Origin of the sequence: Kocuria coralli (assembly GCF_008831305.1) — a bacterium.
Taxonomy (GTDB): Bacteria; Actinomycetota; Actinomycetes; order Actinomycetales; family Micrococcaceae; genus Kocuria; species Kocuria coralli.
Genome location: NZ_ML708616.1, coordinates 1 through 16,055, shown reverse-complemented (window position 1 = coordinate 16,055; position 16,055 = coordinate 1). Strand labels below are relative to the sequence as shown.

Genomic DNA, 16,055 nt, shown 5'->3' with positions numbered 1-16,055 from the left:
CTTCTCCCCATCAGGTTGTAAGGATCCTGGCCCTGATCAACCTGATAGCGAGAGCCCCCGCCCACGCCTGGCAGTGATGTGCGGGGGCTCTCGTCAATCCACGCGGCCTTTCGACGGGCGGCCGCGGGATTGTGCGCCTGTTCGGACTCGTGGATCAGCGAGCCTCGAAGGACAGGCAGTCAGCCGTGGACTCTCCCACGGTGATGGCCGACGCGGTGCACATCAGGTCCTCGTTGAACTTGCAGTTGGCGCGCTGGCAGGCGCCGACGTGCGCACCGGCGGTGGGCAGGCCACCACGGGCATCCAGCGAGATGAAGGTGGCGCAGCCGTGATCGGTGATGGTCACGGCCTCGGCGGTGCAGCCATCGTTGTTGTAGGCGCAGGCGGTAACGGTGCAGGTCTTGACGTCGGTGACGGTAGGCATTTCGGTCTCCTCTTCTCGAAGCCTCGGAACGCCCAGCGCATCCCGTTCAGCTTGGTCTGTCGGGGCGGTTTTCCTTCAACTTTCCTTCAACCGCGTACCTCAAGATTAGGAAGCACCCCGGGTTAGCACAAGCAAGGAAGGCCTTACAATGATTAGGTCAATATCACGTTGCTTATTTATCGAATATGGCTCTGGCAAGGGCTTTTACCTCACCGGCATGACGCCGTGTGAATAAGCGCAAGGGCGCGTACCGAAATAGATTTGGTAACGGGTGGCCCCGAGAGGACACCGGCGCCAGCGGCGGCACACGGCGCGATCGCCGATGTCACATTCCGGCCTTCAGCGGCGTCAGACAAGGTGAGGCGGTACCTACAGCTCGGCACGTCCCGTGCCGTCCGCCCACACCGAAAGGACGCGATCAATGCCACGGATGATCCTGCAGAAGGTAATCCCCCTCGGGTACGCTCCGGTGCTCGCATTGGAGGGGTACGCGCGCCGCAGCAACGACCGGCGTACATACGAATTGGTCAAGATCCGGGCCTCTGCTCTCAACGGATGCGGGTACTGCTCGGCGATGCATGTCCGCGATGCGCTCGCGCAAGGCGAAGCAGAGAACAGGATCGAGGCGTTGCGTTCGGACTGGCGCGCACTCGACGTGTGGTCGCCCGCGGAGGAGGCCGCCTTGGCGCTCACCGATGAGGTCACCAGACTCGGTGAAAGCGGAGTCAGCGACACCGTCTGGAACGCCGCGGTGGAGCAATGGGGCGAGAAAGGTACTGGACACCTGATCATCGCGATCTGCACCATCAACGTGTGGAACAGGATCGCGATATCCACCGGACTCGAGGCCGCCGACCTGTGAACGACCACCCGGCAGAGAAACAAGTACTGGATGACGGCACGACCCTCTCCGTGGGGCGCCCACTTGATCTCAGCCCGGAGCAATACGCGACGCTGAACACTCGGGTCCTCGGAGTCGCATATCGGATGCTGGGCAGCTGGAGCGATGCCGAAGACGTGGCCTCGCGGACCTGGATGCGATGGCATACCTCCCGGCCGGATTCGGTTCGTGAACCAGCGGCGTGGCTGACAACCGTAGCCACGCGTATCAGCCTCGATCTGTGGCGAACCGCAACACGACGTCGCGAGGACTACATCGGACCATGGCTGCCGGATCCGGTGGACCCTTCGTTGCTACCGGAGGAGAGCACCGAGCAGCGCGAGACCCTGACGATGGCGATGATGCACTTGATGGAACGGCTGACTCCGGACGAACGTGCGATCTATGTGCTCCGGAACGCCTTCGGTTACAACTACCCGGAGATCGCCGAGATGGTCGGGCGCACTCCCGCCGCCTGCCGGCAGCTGAGGCACCGGGCCCAGCTCAAGCTCGGCGAGCTTCCCCCGCACCTACCCGCGAAGGAGCAGAGGACGACCATGGATCGCCTGGTCTCGGCCATTCTCGAAGGGCGGGTCGCCGATGCGATAGCTCTGGTCAGCGCGGACGCGGTGCTGATCACCGACGGCGGTGGCCGCACGAAGGCAGCGCTGCGACCTGTCATGGGGGCAGATCATGTGGTCCGGTTCCTCGTCGGCGTCGCGGAGAAATCCCGGCGCTCCGCCGACGGGAAAACGGTCCGCATCGAGACGATCGAGGTGAACGATGCCCCGGGCTACCGCGCGCTGATCGGCGATGAAACCCGGGTATTCGTCCTCCAGATGAACCGGGAGGGCTTGGTCACCACCGTCTTCGCGCAGAGCAATCCGGCCAAACTGACGGGCGTGCGGGGCCCGGCGTGATGGCACCGCTCTCCCGGCGCTCTCACCCTCGCGAGCGCAGCCTGGCGTTCGGCAGGACCGGAGCGGGCAGAGGTGCCGGCTGCCCGGCCGGATAGGGCCCGAAACGGGGAGCATCGCCCGCGGGAAGTCCGGCGGCTTGCAGCTGCCCGGGGGCGGGCGCCTCCTCGAGGCCGATCTCGTGCTGATAGATCGCCCGGTAGGCCTCGACCTCTTCGTGGGAACGGCCGATGAAGTTCCACCACATCACGATCTGCTCGCCCAGCGGCTCACCGCCCAGCAGGAGGATCCTGACGGCGCCGTCATCGTCGGTGGCCACCACCCTCAGCTCGCCGCGTTGCGGCGCGAAGTACGCGAGGTGATCCTTGGGCAGCGCGACCCCGTCGGCCACGGGCGCGCCGCGGTCCACCAGAAGGGCGTGTTCGAAAGCGGGATCGAGGGTCAGGTCGATGGAGGCACCCGGTTCCATGATCAGTTCGGCGCCCAGCAGCGGGGGTGTGCGGGTCTCCACGGGAGAGCTCGACCCCGCCAGCGACCCCAGGAAGACGCTCAGTCGCCATCCATCGCCGACGACCGCTTCGGGGACGTAGTGGATGAACTCGTGCTCCATCTCCCGGGTCGAGTCGGGCAAGGCGTACCAGAGCTGGGCGCCGTGCAGCACGGTGGTCTGCGGGGCGGAGAACTCCTGATGGGTGATGCCGCGCCCGGCCAGCATCAGGTTCATCTCACCGGGACGCACACGCGCGCTGTTGCCTGCGGAATCCAGGTGGTCGATCTCCCCGGTGTACAGCCAGGAGACGGTGGCTAGGCCGGTGTGAGGGTGCCGGGGCACGTTCATGCCGTTGGTCGCGGAGATGTCGTCCGGGCCGTAGCTGTCCAGGAAGCACCATGCCCCCACCAGCGAGCGACGGCGCTGCGGCAGCGTCCGGCGTACCGTCATCCCGCGGGGTCCGCCCAGGGGCACCAGGCGCGGCGGAAGGATCTGGATCTCGGAGCCTCCCTCCGATTCGCAGAGGGTCTCCAGCGGCGTGGGCTCAGTGTTGCTCACGGTCTCCGCCTCAGCTGGTCAGATCTTGATAGTCGGGGTTCTTGCGCAGCCACACCTGGATGTACGGGCACGAGGGGATCACCTTCCGATCGTGCTCCCGTGCGGTCTCCATGGCGAAGCGGACGAGCTGGGAGGCCAGGCCCCGGTTGCGGTGCTGCGGTCGCACACCGGTGTGCACCATGTTCCAGGCCGCTGCGCCGTCGGGGGTATGCGCTTCGAGGTAGTCGACTTCGCCGATCTTCTGGTCACCGTCGAACAACTCGATCGCGTTGCGCTCTGCATTGTGCTGCAGGGAGATCTCCGGGTTTTGCGTCATTGCTTCCACACCTATCGGACCGTTCGTTCCCCCGGCCACCGGCCGGTAGTCAGGGACATGTCACATAAACGCTGCGGGTCAGCGGTTCATTCCATGGCGCTTCTCATGTCACGATTGCCCTGCCGCGATGGGTCCGCCGCCCATGGCCTCCGATCCCGGCAACGGAACCCAGTGCAGCGAGAAGGCCAGTGCAACGAGAAGGACGGAGTCCAGTTGACCGCCACGGCGCACCGGACGGTGCAATGGCTCGAGAAGCACCAGGTGGCCCTCTATCTCGCGGCCATGGGGGCCGGCGTCCTGCTCGGCCTGACGCTGCCGGCTGCCGCACCGCTGATGGAAGCGGCGATCAACCCGGCCATCGCGATCATGCTGTGGAGCACGTTCCTGGCGATTCCGCTGACGCATCTGGCCCGCGGCTTCCGCGACGTGAGGTTCCTGGGCATCCTGCTGGCCTTGAACTTCGTGGCGGTTCCGCTGGTGGTGTGGGTCCTGACGCGCCCCCTGGCTGATCAGCCCGCCCTGTTGGTGGGTGTGCTGCTGGTCCTCCTGGTGCCCTGCATCGACTGGGTCATCGTCTTCACCGGCCTGGCCGGCGGAGACGGGGCGCGTATGACGGCGGCCTCCCCCGTCCTGATGGTCGCCCAGATGGTGCTCCTGGCCCCGTTGCTGCTCCTGATCGGCGGTCCGGGCCTGGTGGTCGACGTGGATCATGGCCCCTTCGTGGAGGCGCTGTTCCTGCTCCTGCTGCTGCCTCTGGCGGCGGCCGCGGCGGTGCAGACGGGCGCCTCCCGCTCCCGTGCCGTGGCGCGGGTCCAGGCAGCCGGGCAGGGGCTGATGGTGCCCGCCCTCATGCTCGTGCTGGTCGTCGTCACAGCGTCCCAGGTTCATGCAGTCGGTTCCCGGGCGGGCGAGCTGATCCGGACGGTTCCGGTGTTCGTGGCCTTCGTCGTCGTCATGACGGCGATCGCGGCGGTGACCGTGCGGGCCACCCGTCTGCCGACGGCGACGGGGCGCGCCGTCGTGTTCAGCGCCGTCGCCCGCAACTCCCTGGTGGTGCTGCCCTTCGCCCTCGCCCTGCCGGAACGCTACGATCTGGCACCGCTGGTGGTCTTGACCCAGACGCTGGTCGAGCTGGTGGCCATGGTGATCCTGCTCCGCGTAGTCCCATTAGCGATACCGACACGCTAACCCTCCCCGCCTCTACTCCCCGCCCCTCTCCGCCCCTCTCCGCCCCTCTCCGCCGAGTGTCCGATTGCATACCGATTTTTCGCGATTTCCGGTACCCAATCGGACACTCGGCGGAGAGGGGGAAGGGGGTCAGCCCGTTGTCACGTCGCGCCTGCCGACTGACGCAGCGGCCCCTACGACGCCGAGTACGCCGATCGCCGTCAGCAGGATCATCTGCGCCCAGGGCCAGTCATCGCCGAGGGCCGGGGCCCAGGCGTAGAGGCTCAGGTCCAGCACCCACTGCGGCGGGTTCACCAGCCCCCCGAAGGTCTGGATGGACGCAGCCACCGCCACAACCGCCCAGATCGCCCCGGACCAGCGCGGGACGACCGCGATCAGCACGGCCACCACGCCGACGCCCGCCAGGACGGCGGGCACCTGCCCGAAGGTCGCGGTCATGGACTGGCGGAAGGCCTCACCGGCGCCGACCTCCCCGGCCATCTGCATCTCTCCCAGCCAGCCCATGAGTGCTGCGGAAGCAGCCAGCAGCACGACCGAGCAGACCGCGGACAGGGTGCACCGGGCCAGCAACGAACGCCACCGTTTCGTGCCGGCGGTGAGCTCCAGGTCGAGGTACCCGGCCTTCTCCTCGCCTCGCCACCTCAGGACGGCGGAGATGGCGAACACCGCGACCAGGATCGCCACGTAGAGCCCCAGGAACTCGTAGAACTGGGCCAGGAGGTTCTCGGGCGCCAGGGTGTCCGCGGCCGCGGCGAGGTCACCCGCGTCGACGCCGGGCGCACCACTCGCAGCGGACGAGGCGGACATCTGCTCCAGAAGCTGCCGCGTGGGCTCGCTCTCCCGCAGTGTCTGCACCAGCCCTCCGGTCATGGATCCGAACAGCGCAGCGATGAGCAGCACGGCCACGGCCCAGCCGGCCACGTGCGAACGTCCGGCCGCCCAGCTCCACGACTCCACGGAACGCACCCGCATTCCGCGCGTGGAGGTGGAACGGTCCGGGAGGATGGACTCCGAGTACTCCCGCCGGGTGTAGAGGGCGGCCACGCAGGCGATGAGCGCGAGACACGCGCCCGCGAAGACCGCCAGGGCCCAGGTGCGGTCGTGCGTGTAGGGGGAGACCACTTCCTTCCACCCGAACGGGGAGAACCAGTTCAGGGCCTTGAGCCACTGCGGCCAGTCGCTGTTGGAGATCGCCTCGTCCGCCATGACACGCATCAGGAACGTGACGCCCACGAAGATGAAGGCCCAGGAACGAGCTCCGCGGGCCTCGCCGCGCAGCTGAGCGAGGACCATGGCCACAAGGCCCACCGTGAAGCCGGCCAGGGTGGTCAGCGCGCCGAAGCCCACCGCGCCGACGAGAGTGAGTTCGTCGGCTGCCAGGTCCTCGGCCCAGAGCATCTGGACGATCAGGACTGCCGACGAGCCCCCGCCGACCAGCAGGCACGCCGTGAACACCAGGATCATGGCCGCCACCAGCGGCGCCATGGGCTTCACCCCGGAGGCTCGGACGAGTTCGAGGGTCCCGGCGTCCTCTTCGCCCCGTGTGGTGGAGACCGCCAGCAGCAGGGCCATGACGCAGGTCAGGACCACCACATAAGCCCCGACCTCCCAGGTGAACAACTGCCCCAGGGTGCCCGGATCATGCAGGATGCCGTAGAGCAGTCGCGTCCCGTCCGTGTTCTGCATCTGCGCCACCAGGGGCGCGCGTTCGGACAGCCCGGGGTAGGTCTGCTGATACGAGGGCACGGTGATCGCCACCAGCAGCAGGAGCGAGAGCGCCCAAGCGATCAATGCGACACGGTGCCGCCTGAACATCAGGCGCGTCGCGGGCCACAAGCCGGTCATCGCGCATCCACCTCGTAGTGGCGCAGGAACAGGTCCTCCAGCGACGCCGAGGCCACCCTGACGTCGGTACTGCCGGCGACGGCGACCTTGGCCAGGACCACGGGCAGGCGAGCGCGATCGACCGGGAAGTCGAGCGCTCCGCGGGGCGATTCCCCGGGGGCGAGTCTGGTGTCGATCCCGCTGCCGGCCAGGTCGGCGGCCAGGCGGGCCAGGGTTTCGTCGTCGTCGTGGACGGTGACCTCCACGGCCGCCAGGTGCTGGAGACGGGCCAGGGAGCCGGATTCGACCACGACGCCGTCCTTGATGATCGTGACGTCCGTGCAGAGGCGCTCCACCTCGCTGAGGATGTGGGAGGAGAGCAGGACGGTACGACCTGCGGCGGAGGCCTCCTCGACGCAGTCCTGGAAGATCTGCTCCATGAGGGGGTCGAGGCCGGAGGTGGGCTCGTCCAGGATCAGAAGGTCCGTGGGCGCGGCGAAGGCTGCCACGAGCATGACCTTCTTGCGGTTGCCGGTCGAGTAGGAGCGGACCTTCTTGGTGGGGTCCAGCGAGAAGCGCTCCATGAGCTCCTCCTCGCGGGCCGCGTCCCTGCGGCCCCGCAGCCCGGCCAGCACGTCCAGGACCTGACGGCCGGTGAGGTTGGGCCACAGGGCGGTATCGCCGGGGATGTAGGAGACGTTCCGGGTGACCTCGGAGGGCCGGCGACCGGGGTCCATGCCCAGCACGCGGACGGTGCCCGAACTGGCGCGGTACAGGCCCAGGAGCACGCGGATGGCGGTGGACTTGCCGGCGCCGTTGGGGCCGAGGAAACCGTGGACGGTTCCCCTCTCGACGGTCAGGTCCACACCGTCGAGAGCGTGGAACGTACCGAACTTCTTGACCAGGCCCCGTACCTGGACGGGAGCCTCAGCCGCGGCCGGATCGCCGTGCGGTTCGGCCTCGGGCTCCCGGGATGCGACGGGCCTGCCTGCGACGTGGCTCATGAGGGGTCTCCTGCGGAATGGGCGGCAAGGTACGGGTGGATGGCAGGAGTTCCCTGCTCGAAGGCTCCCCGGTCGATCAGGTGGTTGAGCCCGTCGAGGGTGCGGCGGATCAGCTCACGCTGGCGCGGATCGCGGTACTCGAGCATCAGCAGCCTCAGGACCACGGAACGGATGCCCGGCGTGGACCAGCCGGGTATGACGGTCAGGTAGAGCTCCACGAGCTCGCGGTGCCTGAGGCACCAGGCGAGCATGTCGTCGGCCAGGACGGTCATGGTCTCCTCCGCCTGGTCTTCCGGGACTTCGGTGATGCCGGCGAAGCGCACGAGGAAGTCGACGCACTGCTCGACGGCCTCTTCGTCCATGGAGAAGGCATCGATCACGTCGCCCTTGATCAGCCCGCGCTGGCAGAGCATCTCCGCCATGCGCCGCTCGCGGCGCAGCACCCGCTGGATGTGGGCGTCATGCGGGACGGCTCGTTCCAGGCGTTCGTAGATCTCCGAGATCTCCCGGGGGATGGACGAGAGTCCGCGCCCGGATTCGGCGGAGTCGATCAGGTGCAGCACGCGTTCGCGCTGGCCGTGAAGGTGCTCGATGGCGCCGTCGATGTGCTCGAGCGTCGCATACAGATCGTGGATCGCCCCCGGCAACTCCGGACCGGACGTGGGTGTCCCGTCGTCCTCGTCGGGAGGCTCCTCCACGAGGAGGTCGCGGATGGCGCCAAGGCTCAGGCCCGCCTGGGCAAGCCAGCGGACCCGGAGGACCCGCGCCACATGTTCCAGGCTGTAGTCCCGTCGGCCGGCGTGCACGGGAGGAACGGGGACGAGCCCTTCCTGGTGATACCAGCGGATGGTGCGGACGGTGGTTCCCGTCAGCTCCGCCGCGTCCTTGATCTTCATGGGTTCATCGTGGGCCGTGACGTTACGTCACAGTCAAGAACCGCAGGCACTTGTTTCCGCAGGGCCTGGGCATCTGAAGGTCCGGGCATCAGGACCCGGCGCCCGGACGTCGCCCGGACGACGCCCAGACGGCGCGAACTCAGGTGAAAAAGAACCGCACCAGGTGGAAGAACACCGGCGCCGCGAAGACCAGGGAATCGAATCGGTCCATGATCCCGCCATGGCCGGGGATCGCCGACCCGAAGTCCTTGACCCCGCGATCTCGTTTGATCGAGCTCATCACCAGCCCGCCCAGGAACCCCATGACGCAGGAGACGAAGGCGAGCACCGCGGCCTGCCAGGGCGCGAACGGGGTGGCCCACCACAGGGCGGCGCCGAGTGCGGTGGCGGTGAGCACGCCGCCGATCAGCCCTTCCCAGGTCTTGTTCGGACTCACGGACGGAGCCACGGGATGCCTGCCGAGGGTCTTGCCCCACACGTACTGCAGCACGTCGGAGCCCTGCACCACGATCACCAGGAACAGCATGAGCGCAGCCCCCTGAGAACCGCCGGAGCCGGGCGGGGAGCCTTCCGCCTCCACCCGTCCGAGCTCCACGACCGCGGGCAGCTGCAGGAGCGCCGGTACATAGGACACCGCGTAGACGCACACCATGAGCGCCCACTGCACGCTCGCGGCCCGGTACATGAAGTTGCGCGTGCGACCCTGCAGGGCGGCCACCGCGGGCAGGAAGAGGAACGCGTACACGGGGATGAAGACGGCGAACATCCCGTACCAGTGCTCCCACAGGAACCAGTAGTGCAGCGGGGTGATCACGGCCAGCCAGAGGAGCGTGTGCCGGTCCCGTCGTCGATCCGGGAGCAGCGCCGCCATCTCGCGCAGGCCGACCAGCGACAGCACCGCGAAGAGCACGACGACGGCGGTCTCCCCCACCAGCAGCGTCAGCCCCAGAGCGCCGATCATGATCCACCAGGCCCAGGTGCGCTGGCGCAGTTCGGACCGGAACGAGGCTTTGTCCTTGAGAACCGATGCACTGATCAGCTCCACGACCACGGTGGCCGCCAGCAGCACGACGAGCGCGCCGGCCAGCAGCCAAGCGGCCTGACCACCGACGAGGCCGATCCGCGTGGTGCCCTCGAAGACCTCCGCGAGCCAGGACATCACGGCGCCCCGGGAGGCTGGTGGTGCTGGCCACCGGCCGTCAGCGCGGCGTTCTCCAGATCACGGGCGATGCACTTCAGCCGGACGACCACCGTGGCCAGGGACCCCAGAGCGATGACCGCCAGCGCCAGCACCAGGGAACTGCCCAGGGGCAGCCCGAGAGGAGCGGTGGTGAAGGGCTCGGCGATCGACAGCAGGCAGCCGAGCACCAGCACCCACATCCGCCGGGGCTTGGACATGGGCCCCTCGAAATGGTTGGACAGCCCCTGCGCCGCCCCCAGCGAGCGCACGTAGGCCGTGAGCACCGCCAGCGACGCTGCGATCCAGCCGATGGCGATCCCACCGGGAACCTGCGTGGCCGCGTATCCGGCGCCCGCCAGGAACAGCAGGTCGGACAGGCGGTCGGGGAGTTCGTTGTAGAGGTCCCCCACCGGTGAGCTCATCCCGCCCTCCACGGCGAGCATCCCGTCGAGCATGTTGGCCAGCAGGCGCAGAGGCGCGCAGAGCGCGGCGAGGAGCAGGAGGAGGGCGCGGGGCACGGCGTCGTCAGCGCTTCCCGCAGCGATCAGAGCCGCGCATCCGATGGCGGCGATGACGACGGAGGCCACGGAGATCATGTTGGGGGTCAGGTGCAGCTTCTGCAGTCCGCGTGCGGTGCGCCGCGCCCAGCCCGTGGTGCGCTGCGGGACCACGCGTCGCATCGTGCGTTCGTCGTCGGTGCTGGACGAGCTGCGCTCGCTCATGGTCCGTCCTTCTCTCTGGTCCGTGGACCGGCCGGTGGTCGTCACCCGTGGGAGGGACTCACGGGACAATCCAAGAATAGCGATTGCAAATCATTGCCGTGCATCGCATCCCGCACATGCCTCTATGTGAAGCGGCGGAAAGTACACCCGGGGAGCCTTCGAGCCCCACCCGTATGACCGTCTTTGACAGCCCGTGACGCCCCGTGACGCCGATATCCCATAATTCCTACCGGATGAGTAGGTTTTACATCCCCGAGGTCTTCCCCAGATGGCTTCGCGGCGACCACGTCGTCGCCCGATGAGCCGCAGCAAGTGGGAGCCCAGGCCTCCCGCCACCGTCCATCCGTCCATCGGTCCGAGGAGAACGAATCCCCATGGTGCACGATCCCGCGCAGCGGGTACGCCGTCTGCCCACCCGACGCAGCCTTCTGGAGTCCGCCCTGGCCATGGCCGCCGGGGGAATGGTGACGTCTTGTGCATCGGCCGGGCAGGCGACCGCTCCCCTGGCGGCCGACGGGTCCACGATCGTGCGCTATCCGGGCTGGCCCAGCTCGGTCCTCCATGTGGAGCTGGCCGAAGATCTGGGTTACCTGGACGGGGTGAGCCTGCAAGGGGTGGGCTCCACGACCAGCGGACCCCAGGACATCCAGGCCGTGGCCACCGCGTCCTCCGACATCGGATACGCGTTCACGGGCGCGGTCATCAAGCTCGCTGAGGCCGGCGCCGACATCCAGGCCATCAGCCTCGAGTACGGATCGGACGCCACGCGGTTCGACGCTCTGATGACCGGGGAGGATCGCGAGATCCACACGCAGCGGGACCTGATCGGCAAGACCGTCGCCATGAACGCCCTGGGCGCTCATGCCGAGGCCTACGTCTCCACCTGGCTGCGTACCGGAGGGCTGAGCGAGGAGGAGATCGCCTCCGTGACCCTCGTGGCAGTGCCTCCCAATGACATCGCTCAGAACATCCTCCGCGGGCACATCGACTGCGGATGCCTCTCCGGCATCGCCCAGGACGTCGCCCTCACCCAGGGCGGGATCCGGGAGGTCATGCGGGACACGGACCTGTTCGGGCACTTCGCCGCGGGGGAATCGGCCGTGCGCCGGTCCTGGGCCGAGGCGAACCCGGAAGCCACCACGATCGTGGCCACCGGGATGGACAGGGCCATCCGCTGGGCTGCGGACCGCCCTCGCGATGAGGTGATCGACCGCCTGCAGTCGTTCGTCGCCCGCAGGGACCGCAACGAGAAGACCGAGCCCCTGACCCACTACAAGGGCCCGGGCCTGGGCTCAGGGGGCTTGATGTCCGATACGGACTTCACACGCTGGGAGCCATGGCTCAACGCCACCCGGATCGTGGACGGGCCCGTGACCCCCGGCGACTACTACACCAACGACTACATCCGGAACGACACCGCCGCAGCCATCACCCCGGCCCCGGCGACCTCATTGTCAGGAGCGCCATCATGAACCTCGCCCTGTCCGCCACGCGTCACCCCGGGACCCTGCCGGGAAGAGGACAAGACACCGCGAAGATCCGCCTGGAGCACGTCACCCAGACCTTCCGCGTCCGCACCGACCAGAGCCATGAGGCCCGCCCCCTCGTGGCGCTCTCCGATATCAATCTCAGGATCGACGACGGCGAGTTCGTCACCCTGGTGGGTCCATCCGGCTCGGGCAAGTCCACGCTGCTGGACCTGCTGGGCGGGCTGTCCCCGGCCGACCTCGGGGCGGGTACTGATCGACGACGCCGAGGTCCACGGCCCTGGCCGCGATCGCGGCATCGTGTTCCAGCAGTACGCCCTGCTGCCGTGGCGCACCGCCCTGGACAACGTGGCCTTCGGCCTGGAGTCCATGAGGCACCGGCGCCGCGACGCCCGGCAGAAGGCCCTCGAATACCTGGATCTCGTGGGCCTGACCGGTTTCGAGCACCGCTATCCGCATGAGCTGTCAGGGGGAATGAAACAGCGGGTGGCCATCGCCCGGTCCCTGGCCTACCGGCCGGACGTGCTCCTCATGGACGAGCCCTTCGGGGCGCTCGATGCGCAGACCCGTGAGCGGCTGCAGGTGGAGCTGCTCGAGATCTGGCGGCGCACCGGCACCACGATCGTGTTCATCACGCACTCGATCGAGGAGGCCGTGGTGCTGGGACAGCGCGTCGTCGTCCTGGACACGAGGCCGGGACGCATCAAGGCGGAGATCCCGGTCCACCTGGACCACACCGATCCCGACCAGGACCTGCGCTCGACGAGTTCCTTCATCGACGCCCGTCACCAGGTGTGGAGCCTGCTGCACGGCGGAGCTGCCACCCATGGGGGTGCGCGATGACGGCCACCTCCCCCGTGACCGACCGGCCGGAGAGCAAGGACATCCCGGCTCTCCAGCCCGCCCGGCATGCGCAGACCGGCCGCAGCCTGCTCAGGGGCGGCCTGCCCATCGTCGCCTTCCTGCTCCTGTGGGAGTTCGGGCCACTGCTGATGAGCCCGAGCGGGCGGGTATTCCTGCCGCAGTTCCACGTGGTCGTCGGCGCTTGGTGGTCCATGCTGCTCGACGGCGTGATCTGGCAGCATTTCCAGGCGAGCCTGCTCCGGTCGCTCATCGGCTTCGCGATCGCCACGGTCGCCGGAGTGGCCCTGGGCCTCGTGATCGGGTGGTACCGCCCGGTCGCCGAAGCGCTGAACCCCCTTTTGGAGATCTTCCGCAATACGGCCGCCCTGGCATTGCTGCCCGTCTTCACCCTGCTGCTGGGGATCGGGGAACTGTCCAAGGTCTCGATCGTGATCTTCGCGGCGTTCTTCCCCGTACTGCTGAACACCATCGCCGGAGTGCGGTCCGTGGACCCGCTCCTGATCCGGGCCGGGCGATCGCTGGGGCTCTCCCAGGTGCAGATGTTCCGGCACATCGTGCTCCCGGCGGCGGTCCCCACGACCTTCACGGGGATCCGCATGGCCGGAGCGGCATCGATCCTGGTGCTGATCGCCGCCGAGATGGTGGGTGCCCAAGCCGGACTGGGCTTCCTGATCACCTCCGCGCAGAACAGCTTCCTGATCCCGGACATGTACGCCGGACTCGTCACGATCTCCCTCCTGGGGCTGCTCGTCAACGCCGGGCTGCTGCGGGTGGAGCGGCACTTCTCCCGGTGGCAGGACGGCGAGAGGTGAACCATGCACTGTCCTGTGCGGCGTCGTCCGCCCCCTCGGACCCACGGCTGCCCGGCCTTCCTGGCACCCGTATCCAGCGCGGTCTGTAACGGCCGCCCCCGACCGACCGGTGGATTCCCCACCTCGACCATCCATTCAGGAGCAACCATGACCACCATCACCAACGCACCCGCTTCCGCCCAGGCGATCGACCTGGGGGCCACCAAGCTCACCGCCAACATCGGCGCCGAAGTCCGGGGACTCGACCTCTCCCAGCCGCTGGACGCACCCACGGTCGAGACGATCCGTCGCCTGCTCGACGAGCACAAGGCAGTCGTCTTCCGGGACTCGGGGATCGCCGATGAGGCAACGCAGTCAGCTTTCGCGGGCCAGTTCGGCCCGCTGACGGCGGCCCACCCCACCGTCGCTTCCAGGACCGGCCAGCGCGAGGTGCTGACCGTGAACTCCGAGGAGTCCGTGGCCAACCAGTGGCACACGGACGTGACGTTCGTGGTGAATCCCCCGCAGCTGTCGACGCTGCGCCCCGTCACGCTGCCGCCATACGGCGGGCAGACGCTGGTGGCCAACGCGGGGGCCGCTTTCCGGCATCTCCCGGAGGAGCTGCAGCGCTTCGCCGAGACCCTGTGGGCGCTGCACACCAACGAGTCCGACTACATCCGGCCGCAGTACCGTTCCGATCTGGACAACTCCGACTACCGTGCGGAGTTCGAATCGACGCGGTTCCAGACGGTGCACCCCGTGGTGCGGGTGCATCCCCGGACCGGGGAGAAGGGCCTGTTCATCGGGGCCTTTGCGCAGCGGCTGAAGATCCTCGGCGTCTCCCCCAACGAATCCGTGGATCTGCTGCGGACCTTCCAGGCCCATATCGAGCGACCCGAGTTCGTCTTCACCCACACGTGGCGTCCCGGCGACCTGCTGGTCTTCGACAACCGGATCACCCAGCACTACGCCGTCGACAACTACGACCGCCTCCCCAGGCTCATGAGGCGGGTCACCGTGGCCGGTGACATCCCGGTCAACGTCAAGGGCGAGCCGTCGCAGTCCCTCGAGGGCGATGCGAGCACCTATTCTCCGGTCATCGGCGCCTGAGTCCGTCCGTGGGTCACCCCTGTCGTCTCGCGATTCATCCCCGTCGTGTCGCGGAGGAGCGCGAATAGGCGAGTCCCGGGGTCGGGGCAGACAATCTCAGGCCGGCCCTGGCCCCGAGACTCGTGCGCCTGCGAGACTCGGGGAATGAACCGTCGTCGGAAGCACCCCAGGTCCTTAGGTCGCACCCGGCACAGACTCGCTCATCCCCCCGGCGGTCGGGCCCATCGGTTTCGCGACCACGGTGTCGCATTTGCGTGGGGAATCGCCGAGGCCACGGTGTTCTTCGTCGTCCCGGATTTCTGGACCTCGTACCTGGCGCTGGGCCGCCGTCGTCGTGGATTGGCGGCGACGGCGACGGCCACAGCCGGTGCCCTGCTGGGCGGAGCAGTGACGTACCGGTGGGCGTCGTCCATGCCGGAGGCCCGATCGGCCGAACTGGCCGCCCGGATCCCTGCGATCAGCCCGGCCATGGTGGAGAAGGTCGACCGGCAGCTGGCCGAACACGGGCTTCCCGCCCTGATGATCGGGCCGTTCACGGGTACGCCCTACAAGCTGTACGCCCGCTCCGCAGGGGTGCAGGACCTCTCCCTGCCCGCTTTCCTGCTCTGGTCCGTACCGGCGAGAATGACGCGTTTCGTCATGGTGACTGCCGCTGTCGGCGGGATCGCCGCGGCCGCCCGACGGACAGGACTCTCGGCGCCCGGTCGCGGGGTCACGCGAATACCAGGAGTGACCCCGGAGGCGGCCGAACGCATCGTGTTCTTCACCGCCTGGGCGATGTTCTACTCGTGGTTCTTCCGCTCCGTCGGACGCGAATGATTCCTGGGCTAGCTATTCACGGGGAACCGCTACTGACCTCTTCATGCGTATAAGAATTTCTTAAAGGAAATTCTCTTCGGGGGCTTGTTGGGGGTTGTTTTCGGGCTTGTGTTGTCTGACCCTCGTGGGAGGCTGGGAGCATGAACGGGGCAGGTCAGAAGGGGTTCGGGCCCTTCGAAGACGCTGAGGGGAACGGGGTTCCTTCCGGCCTGGGGCAGGGCCCCGCGCACACCCCCGCCGGTGACACTGCCGGTGCCTGTGGTCACGACGGTGCCGGTGGCCACGACAAACCCCTGACCGGCGCTGCCAGGACCAGTGGCACTGACGCGGCCCAGCAACCCTCGGAGCTGTCGTTCCTGGATGGGGAGACTGCCCAGCAGCTGGTGGCGGGTATTCAGGCGGCGGCCCGGGTGGAGGCCGCCGCCAGGGGCCGGCTGCTGCGGTTGACCGCAGACCTGTACGAGGCGGCGTTGGCACGCCGGGGTGAGAGCCTGCCCGAGTACCTGGCTCAAGCTGGGCCGTGGGCTGCCGCAGCGGTGGTGCACGGTGAAGCGGGTGTGGTGGCCGGTGATGTGGCCGCAGAAA

At 68.0% G+C, this 16,055-nt stretch carries 16 protein-coding genes and 1 pseudogene; 9 read left to right on the top strand and 8 right to left on the bottom strand.

The annotated features are described in order from the left end of the window. Positions 1-154: 154 nt before the first annotated feature. The gene (locus FCK90_RS07195; RefSeq protein WP_158033630.1) at positions 155-424 is read right to left on the bottom strand and encodes a DUF1540 domain-containing protein; all 270 of its coding nucleotides are present in this window, start codon (positions 422-424) and stop codon (positions 155-157) included. 430 nt (positions 425-854) lie between these two features. Between FCK90_RS07195 and FCK90_RS07190 the strand changes: the two genes are divergently transcribed. After that, the gene (locus FCK90_RS07190) at positions 855-1,286 is read left to right on the top strand and encodes a carboxymuconolactone decarboxylase family protein (RefSeq protein ID WP_246180069.1); all 432 of its coding nucleotides are present in this window, start codon (positions 855-857) and stop codon (positions 1,284-1,286) included. After that, the gene (locus tag FCK90_RS07185; protein WP_181954231.1) at positions 1,283-2,224 is read left to right on the top strand and encodes a sigma-70 family RNA polymerase sigma factor; all 942 of its coding nucleotides are present in this window, start codon (positions 1,283-1,285) and stop codon (positions 2,222-2,224) included. The genes FCK90_RS07190 and FCK90_RS07185 overlap by 4 nt, the downstream gene beginning before the upstream one ends. 22 nt (positions 2,225-2,246) lie before the next feature. Here FCK90_RS07185 and FCK90_RS07180 read toward each other — a convergent pair whose 3' ends face one another. Together FCK90_RS07180 and FCK90_RS07175 are read right to left on the bottom strand one after the other, a co-directional pair. Further along, entirely contained in the window at positions 2,247-3,269 is a 1,023-nt protein-coding gene (locus FCK90_RS07180; RefSeq protein ID WP_181954230.1) for a pirin family protein, read from the bottom strand. Between the two features lie 10 nt (positions 3,270-3,279). After that, positions 3,280-3,585, bottom strand: coding sequence for a GNAT family N-acetyltransferase (locus FCK90_RS07175; protein ID WP_158033627.1), 306 nt, complete (start codon positions 3,583-3,585; stop codon positions 3,280-3,282). 213 nt (positions 3,586-3,798) lie between these two features. Between FCK90_RS07175 and FCK90_RS07170 the strand changes: the two genes are divergently transcribed. Further along, complete coding sequence (locus tag FCK90_RS07170) at positions 3,799-4,773, top strand: arsenic resistance protein (RefSeq protein WP_246180068.1); 975 nt, start codon at positions 3,799-3,801, stop codon at positions 4,771-4,773. Between the two features lie 129 nt (positions 4,774-4,902). On the opposite strand, the gene FCK90_RS07165 is transcribed toward FCK90_RS07170, so the two are convergent. From FCK90_RS07165 to FCK90_RS07145, 5 genes are all read right to left on the bottom strand, one after another. Beyond that, on the bottom strand, positions 4,903-6,618 hold the full coding sequence (locus FCK90_RS07165) for an ABC transporter permease (protein ID WP_158033625.1): 1,716 nt from the start codon (positions 6,616-6,618) through the stop codon (positions 4,903-4,905). Next, on the bottom strand, positions 6,615-7,601 hold the full coding sequence (locus tag FCK90_RS07160; protein WP_158033624.1) for an ABC transporter ATP-binding protein: 987 nt from the start codon (positions 7,599-7,601) through the stop codon (positions 6,615-6,617). The genes FCK90_RS07165 and FCK90_RS07160 overlap by 4 nt, the downstream gene beginning before the upstream one ends. Then, entirely contained in the window at positions 7,598-8,497 is a 900-nt protein-coding gene (locus FCK90_RS07155; RefSeq protein WP_158033623.1) for a MerR family transcriptional regulator, read from the bottom strand. The genes FCK90_RS07160 and FCK90_RS07155 overlap by 4 nt, the downstream gene beginning before the upstream one ends. A gap of 139 nt (positions 8,498-8,636) precedes the next feature. Beyond that, entirely contained in the window at positions 8,637-9,656 is a 1,020-nt protein-coding gene (locus FCK90_RS07150; RefSeq protein WP_158033622.1) for a phosphatidate cytidylyltransferase, read from the bottom strand. Further along, positions 9,656-10,399 carry a CDP-alcohol phosphatidyltransferase family protein gene (locus tag FCK90_RS07145; protein ID WP_158033621.1) on the bottom strand — a complete coding sequence of 248 codons (744 nt, stop codon included), beginning with the start codon at positions 10,397-10,399 and terminating at the stop codon, positions 9,656-9,658. Before FCK90_RS07145 ends, FCK90_RS07150 begins: the two co-directional genes overlap by 1 nt. A gap of 374 nt (positions 10,400-10,773) precedes the next feature. Here FCK90_RS07145 and FCK90_RS07140 point away from each other — a divergent pair, with 374 nt between their 5' ends. The 6 genes and pseudogenes from FCK90_RS07140 to FCK90_RS07115 all read left to right on the top strand — a co-directional run. Then, entirely contained in the window at positions 10,774-11,871 is a 1,098-nt protein-coding gene (locus FCK90_RS07140; RefSeq protein ID WP_158033620.1) for an ABC transporter substrate-binding protein, read from the top strand. After that, positions 11,868-12,729, top strand: a pseudogene (locus tag FCK90_RS07135) (ABC transporter ATP-binding protein). Before FCK90_RS07140 ends, FCK90_RS07135 begins: the two are co-directional and overlap by 4 nt. Continuing rightward, complete coding sequence (locus FCK90_RS07130) at positions 12,726-13,562, top strand: ABC transporter permease (RefSeq protein WP_158033619.1); 837 nt, start codon at positions 12,726-12,728, stop codon at positions 13,560-13,562. The pseudogene FCK90_RS07135 and the gene FCK90_RS07130 overlap by 4 nt, the downstream one beginning before the upstream one ends. 147 nt (positions 13,563-13,709) lie before the next feature. Then, positions 13,710-14,651 carry a TauD/TfdA dioxygenase family protein gene (locus FCK90_RS07125; protein ID WP_158033618.1) on the top strand — a complete coding sequence of 314 codons (942 nt, stop codon included), beginning with the start codon at positions 13,710-13,712 and terminating at the stop codon, positions 14,649-14,651. A gap of 276 nt (positions 14,652-14,927) precedes the next feature. Then, positions 14,928-15,470 carry a hypothetical protein gene (locus FCK90_RS07120; RefSeq protein WP_246180067.1) on the top strand — a complete coding sequence of 181 codons (543 nt, stop codon included), beginning with the start codon at positions 14,928-14,930 and terminating at the stop codon, positions 15,468-15,470. Positions 15,471-15,610: 140 nt separating this feature from the next. Next, on the top strand, positions 15,611-16,055 hold a 445-nt coding region (locus tag FCK90_RS07115; protein ID WP_220433302.1), incomplete at its 3' end, for a hypothetical protein.

Excerpts from the sequence above, each read along its gene's own strand:
- FCK90_RS07190 (WP_246180069.1), top strand. The coding sequence starts at position 855 with ATGATCCTGCAGAAGGTAATCCCCCTCGGGTACGCTCCGGTGCTCGCA.
- FCK90_RS07150 (WP_158033622.1), bottom strand. The coding sequence starts at position 9,656 with ATGTCCTGGCTCGCGGAGGTCTTCGAGGGCACCACGCGGATCGGCCTC.
- FCK90_RS07160 (WP_158033624.1), bottom strand. The coding sequence starts at position 7,601 with ATGAGCCACGTCGCAGGCAGGCCCGTCGCATCCCGGGAGCCCGAGGCC.
- FCK90_RS07195 (WP_158033630.1), bottom strand. The coding sequence starts at position 424 with ATGCCTACCGTCACCGACGTCAAGACCTGCACCGTTACCGCCTGCGCC.
- FCK90_RS07175 (WP_158033627.1), bottom strand. The coding sequence starts at position 3,585 with ATGACGCAAAACCCGGAGATCTCCCTGCAGCACAATGCAGAGCGCAAC.
- FCK90_RS07140 (WP_158033620.1), top strand. The coding sequence starts at position 10,774 with ATGGTGCACGATCCCGCGCAGCGGGTACGCCGTCTGCCCACCCGACGC.
- FCK90_RS07165 (WP_158033625.1), bottom strand. The coding sequence starts at position 6,618 with ATGACCGGCTTGTGGCCCGCGACGCGCCTGATGTTCAGGCGGCACCGT.
- FCK90_RS07145 (WP_158033621.1), bottom strand. The coding sequence starts at position 10,399 with ATGAGCGAGCGCAGCTCGTCCAGCACCGACGACGAACGCACGATGCGA.
- FCK90_RS07155 (WP_158033623.1), bottom strand. The coding sequence starts at position 8,497 with ATGAAGATCAAGGACGCGGCGGAGCTGACGGGAACCACCGTCCGCACC.
- FCK90_RS07125 (WP_158033618.1), top strand. The coding sequence starts at position 13,710 with ATGACCACCATCACCAACGCACCCGCTTCCGCCCAGGCGATCGACCTG.
- FCK90_RS07130 (WP_158033619.1), top strand. The coding sequence starts at position 12,726 with ATGACGGCCACCTCCCCCGTGACCGACCGGCCGGAGAGCAAGGACATC.